This window comes from Bradyrhizobium retamae (assembly GCF_001440415.1).
GTDB lineage: Bacteria > Pseudomonadota > Alphaproteobacteria > Rhizobiales > Xanthobacteraceae > Bradyrhizobium > Bradyrhizobium retamae.
In genome coordinates, this window is record NZ_LLYA01000032.1 from 1 (window position 1) to 5,255 (window position 5,255).

A 5,255-nucleotide genomic window follows, 5' to 3' on the forward strand; every position below is an offset into this window, starting at 1 on the left:
TGTCAGGCAGAAACTCCACTTATCGACATGTTCAAATTTGCGGAGCCGGCTCTCTGCGCCGCTATTGGACAAGCACCTGCAAGACCTGCGAGCTAAGAGCTCAGTGCACGACAGGCCCCGAGCGCCGCATCTCACGCTGGGAGCACGAGGCCGTTCTGGAAAAAGTTCAGGATCGGCTCGACCACAACCCCAATGCAATGGGTGTTCGCCGTCAGACAGCGGAAGCATCCGTTCGGCACGATGAAGTGTTGGATGGGAGCAACGCACTTTCTCACGAAAAAGCTGCCAAAGGTGGCCACCGAGATGGCGCTCAACGTGCTCGCCTACAACATGAAGCGCGTGATGATGATCGTGGGCGTAGGCGGTTTGCTGGAGGCGATGCAGGCGTGAGGCCGGCCTCCGCGACCAAATCAGCGCCTACATGAAGCTCCTGGTTGCCACTGAGATGGCAGGAGGTCGATTCCACCCGAATTAGAAGCTCGGCGGCCGCGAAATGCACGGGAGCGCCCCAGGTTGCGAGATTTTCACACGGCCTGGGCCAATAGGCGACGTTGCGCCTATGTTTGGCTTGAAATGTCCGTCAACCGAGGCGGCACCCGACGCTCTTAGTCGTCGACCTTTTCGGACGTGATTACGCCGGTCTTCGGATCGGCGTGAAAGTCCATCTTCTGGCCGTTCTTGATGCCTTCGCCTTCCCATTGATCGTCGTCGGCTTCTAGTTTGGTGACCTCCGTATAACCTGACTGAAGAACCTTTTGCTTTACCTGTTCGGCAGGCATCCAGTCCGGTCCCGGCTGATCGGCCTTGGCGAGGTTCAGCGAACTTGCTGAAAGGGCCGCAGTGAAAACAACTGTCGCCAATTTGTTCATTGCTTAGCCTCCTTTTTCTTCGCGGCATTCCGCTTTGCTTTTAGAATGTCGGCCTGACTGCGTTAGGCCCGCGCCATGCTCATGTATCGTTGCGAAATCTCGACATCCGTCACGGCCTGGGCAATCCGCTCAGCCTTATCGGCCTGCTTGCGGAGGAAGTTGGTCTCTTTCACCATCGTTGGGCCCGACAGAAAGCCCGCCTGCACATGGCAGGACGGGGAGGTTTGTGCTGAGCGCCGGTGTCAATCTTCGCAATGCCATCGCAATCATAAGGATATAACGATTACTTGGAAATGGCAGTGAACTACGCGCTTTGCCAGGAACCGCCGCCGCCCGAGCTGCGTCGGCCGCGGTATCGTTCGGGCGGAGGCGGAGCGCCTTCCTCCGCTCAGTCATCCAATTTGCGTGCTGCGCTGAGCACGCGGCCGCTGTCGGGATCCACGTGCACAACGTGCAGCCCGTTCTGCTCGATGTCTACCACGTAAACCACTTGGCCTCCTCTAGGCTTGGCCTCGGCGGCGGCAATTATGCCGCCGGGAAACCGCTTGTCAGCAAGTGCAATTGCTTCAACCATCGTGACCTTGGCTTGATCAACAGCCTTCACTCGTTTCAAATCCTTCGCTGCAACGTTCTTCTGCGTGACCTCGATGACGCTCCCGTTTTGCATATCGACGCTCACCTTGTGCAAGTTGTGCGCGTCGTTTTTTACCAGTTCGATGGAGTAGATGACTTTACCGTCTTTTGTTGTCACCAAATCTGCATCGACCGGTTTTGCTCCAGCGATCTCCTTCTGAGCGACGGAAATCGCATCGGAAAGCATGACTTTTGCTTCCAGCAGCGCCGCCGTTTCGCGCTTGCTTTTGGCGAGCGCCGGATCGAGCGAGGCGCCTAACGACAGCATGAAAATGCTGGTGGTGCCAAGCACGTACCGCATTGCTTCCTCCTGGATTGCAGAACGGCTCCGCCTCACCATAGCCCTGCCGCCGTCAGGCTGCTACGTCTCTTATGGGTCTTAGCCGTGTAAAAACGTCTTTTCCAGGGAGTCGGTACGAAGCTAAGACCGGTTCGGTCTCAGGCCACGATTGCAGCTATTGCCGAGCCTCATTGCCGCAATCTGATCGAGCGCTTTTCGAGCGGCCAAATCGAAATTAGGCCACCGGGAAAATTAAACTAGGCTACTGAGGTCAGCAGTTGCCGATCGTAACTATGACGGCATCCACAGTTCGAGAATGGATCATACACGTTCAAGAGCGGACCTCGATGCAACGTGCCGCCACTTCACCTACGGGCCAACAACTGACATTAGCATGGATGGGCATTCGATGTGAGCCGTTGTACAATGGCAATCAGATTGGATTGCCAAGGCCATGGTGCAAGAGCGGCCAGTCCGAGTTGAGCGGAGGCTGTCGGCGATATTGGCCGCCGACATGGCTGGCTATTCGCGGCTCATGTACTATGACGAAGAGGCCACGCATATCAAACTGACTACGCTCCTGGCGGACGCAGTTGATCCAGCAATTGCCGAACATGGCGGCCGCATCGTGAAGAACACCGGGGATGGGTTCTTGGCGGAGTTTTCGAGCGCGGTCGAGGCGGTTCGGGCTGCCGTGCAGTTCCAGACCCGCATCAATGAACTTTCAATCGAAGAGCCTGAAGACAGGCGTCTTCTTTTTCGCGTTGGCATCAATATTGGCGACGTAATCGTCGAACCACATGACATCTTTGGAGACGGCGTTAACATCGCGGCGCGGCTTGAGAGCGTCGCAGAACCTGGCGGTATCTGCATATCCTCTGCTGCCTACGATCAAGTCCGAGGCAAGGTCGGGCTTGAATTTGCCGATCTGGGCGAGCAGAACCTCAAAAATATCGCCCTTCCAGTCCGAGCCTATGCGGTGGTCCCGGATGGGCCTAGCTCGACGAGGCAGGCTCAGGGGGCGACGCCAGGCCCGTTATCGCCGCCTCGTCTTTCCATCGTTGTGCTGCCTTTCGCTAACTTATGCGGAGATCCTGAGCAGGACTACTTCGTCGATGGTGTGACCGAGAGCCTGACCACGGACTTGTCGCGCATCAGTGGCTCATTCGTCATAGGCCGACACACGGCATTTACCTACAAAGGCAAGGCAGTTGACCTCAAACAGATCGGCCGCGAGTTGAACGTCCGCTACGTGCTCGAAGGTTCGGTGCAGCGTAGCGGTAACCGGCTTCGGGTGAACGTGCAGCTCGTCCATGCCGAGACTGCCAATCACCTGTGGGCCGACCGTTTCGACAAACCCGTCGCCGATCTGTTCGATATGCAGGACGAAATCGTCTCGCGACTCGCTAACACACTGAATGCCCAACTCATTGAGGCTGAGGCGCGGCGAGCGGAGCGTTCGCTGCATCCAGATGCGATGGATTTAGTTTTTCAGGGCAAGGCTTGGTCGAACAAAGGGCTGAGCCCGGAGCACATGACGCAAGCGGGCGGCTTTTTCCAACGTGCCTTGGTCATCGATCCCCGAAATGTAGAAGCGCTGGTTGGCACGGCGCAGGTCAATATTGCAATTGGCGCTGGCTTTTTGACTGATGACCGGGCCGCGCGCTGTTCCGCAGCCGAAACAAAAGCGATCAATGCACTTTCACTCGCCCCTGACCATGCAGCGGCTCACTTGGTCTTGGGTTTCGTCTATATTTTTACGAACCGCGCCGCCCAAGGGATTGCTGAATGCGAGCAGGCATTAAGGCTCAATCGCAATTTGGCCAGTGCTCATGCTGCTATTGGTTTCGCCAAATTTTTTATGGGTCGTGCTGCCGAGACCGAAGGTCATATACTCGAGGCGTTCCGTCTCTCCCCTCGCGACATATCTGCCTACCGATGGATGCACACTGTAGGCTCGGCCAAAATACAACTCGGCCTATATGCCGAAGCCGCCGATTGGCTGCGACGAAGCATAGAGGCCAACCGCAATTTTCCTATAGCCCACTTCTGGCTCGCTGGTGCCTTGAGTTTACTCGGCGCACTGGATGATGCGAGAACCGCTGCAAAGGCTGGACTTGCCCTAGATCCAGGTTTCACTATCCGTCGCTTGCGCGCCGGTCAATCGAGTGACAATGCGACCCTTCTTGCTGGACGCGACCGGCTTTGTGAGGGCATGCGCATGGCCGGGGTACCGGAGGGGTGATGTCCGCCATGGGTCACAAGCGATGGTCAGGCAATCGCGGCCCAGCGTGCGGTCTACCGCCAACAGCCGACGTGACATCGGCTTAAGCTTTGGTCGGCCAGGGGGCCAAAAGCGATCAATTGTTCCACCCAGCCTATGGTTTTTGCGATAAGAGGCGCTCATTCAAGGCCGTGATCTGATTTTCAACTCTTTGCGGGTATTCAAGATCGGTCGTTTGAGCGACTTCACGGCCGAGCCGTCCGAAGAGCTTGGTAGTGGCTTCAAAGGCACGCCGAGCATCAGCCGCTTCGAATCGTCCGAATATGCCCTGGAGCTCGGCCCTAGTCTCGCGGCCGATCCACTCATGCATTCGCGTCCCGATATGCCAGACGTCGATCGGCCCAATGCTGCGGGTAACAGCATGCCATTCCATCATGCGCAACAGCAGTTCCTTCATGGTCCAATCGCGCTGCTTCACCAGCCAAAGTTCACCGCGTGCAAGGTACTTGGGCACGTGAAAGGCTTCGAACCAGAATTCCTCTACAATCGCGCAGAATTCCTCCTGAGACGGAAGCACTGCGGCGGGAAAGCCATACGATGGCACTGGCAAGCCTGTCGTCGCGCCTGACTTGTCGAGCAAAACGCGGTAACCACGCTCGTAGAGCGGATCGAGCATCCGGGCATCGATCATGGAGCGGACCCGCTCGATACCTGCGAGCATGAAATCCACCTTCACGCCTTCCGAATAGATCGCCAGACGCGTTGCCCATTCCTGCCCGTCCTCCGGGTTAAGTCGGAGAACGGTGATCAAATCACCGATTTGGTGCAGCCAGCTGTCATCGACCCCCAAAGAGGATGGCTTCGATGTGATGATCTCGATATCGACGTCCGACAGGTCATCGGCAGTGCCATCGGCTCGCGCCAAAGAACCGGTTTGGATGAGAGCGTGCACGATATCGCTCTTTTCAGACCACTTGATGATCGAAGTTAAAAGCCCATCTCTCATCGCTCAACCTCCAGCGAGTCACGTGCAATGTCGCTACACTTTCTATCAAAATAGCGGCTTCCCAACTCTTTTGAGGCGGCAATTCACAACGCAGGGATCAAGAACGGCCGGGCCCAACCTTTCGCCCTGATTAATGACGCGACTGGATCGAGTTGCGAGCGGGCGCAGTTTGGTCGCTATGTCCGAGATGGGTCACGTGTGGACGGCGCCCTGGCAAGAACTTTCTGACGTTTTGCAGCATTG

General features: G+C 56.8%; 4 protein-coding genes and 1 pseudogene. 2 read left to right on the forward strand and 3 right to left on the reverse strand.

From position 1 onward, the window contains the following. Positions 1 to 390: pseudogene (locus tag CQ13_RS42585) on the forward strand (transposase); the annotation flags it as partial. Between the two features lie 215 nt (positions 391 to 605). Here the strand turns inward: CQ13_RS42585 and CQ13_RS06215 are convergent. Continuing rightward, positions 606 to 869, reverse strand: a complete 264-nt coding sequence (locus tag CQ13_RS06215) for a PepSY domain-containing protein (RefSeq protein ID WP_057842129.1) — start codon at positions 867 to 869, stop codon at positions 606 to 608. A gap of 388 nt (positions 870 to 1,257) precedes the next feature. Further along, the gene (locus tag CQ13_RS06220) at positions 1,258 to 1,803 is read right to left on the reverse strand and encodes a PepSY domain-containing protein (RefSeq protein ID WP_057842130.1); all 546 of its coding nucleotides are present in this window, start codon (positions 1,801 to 1,803) and stop codon (positions 1,258 to 1,260) included. Between the two features lie 433 nt (positions 1,804 to 2,236). Between CQ13_RS06220 and CQ13_RS06225 the strand changes: the two genes are divergently transcribed. Next, positions 2,237 to 4,027 (forward strand): adenylate/guanylate cyclase domain-containing protein, encoded by a 1,791-nt coding sequence (locus CQ13_RS06225; RefSeq protein WP_057842131.1) that lies wholly within the window; start codon positions 2,237 to 2,239, stop codon positions 4,025 to 4,027. Positions 4,028 to 4,160: 133 nt separating this feature from the next. On the opposite strand, the gene CQ13_RS06230 is transcribed toward CQ13_RS06225, so the two are convergent. After that, the gene (locus CQ13_RS06230; protein WP_057842132.1) at positions 4,161 to 5,012 is read right to left on the reverse strand and encodes an aminoglycoside 6-adenylyltransferase; all 852 of its coding nucleotides are present in this window, start codon (positions 5,010 to 5,012) and stop codon (positions 4,161 to 4,163) included. Positions 5,013 to 5,255 lie beyond the last annotated feature (243 nt).

Coding starts and splice junctions, on each gene's coding strand:
- CQ13_RS06215 (WP_057842129.1), bottom strand. CDS start 869: ATGAACAAATTGGCGACAGTTGTTTTCACTGCGGCCCTTTCAGCAAGT.
- CQ13_RS06220 (WP_057842130.1), bottom strand. CDS start 1,803: ATGCGGTACGTGCTTGGCACCACCAGCATTTTCATGCTGTCGTTAGGC.
- CQ13_RS06225 (WP_057842131.1), top strand. CDS start 2,237: ATGGTGCAAGAGCGGCCAGTCCGAGTTGAGCGGAGGCTGTCGGCGATA.
- CQ13_RS06230 (WP_057842132.1), bottom strand. CDS start 5,012: ATGAGAGATGGGCTTTTAACTTCGATCATCAAGTGGTCTGAAAAGAGC.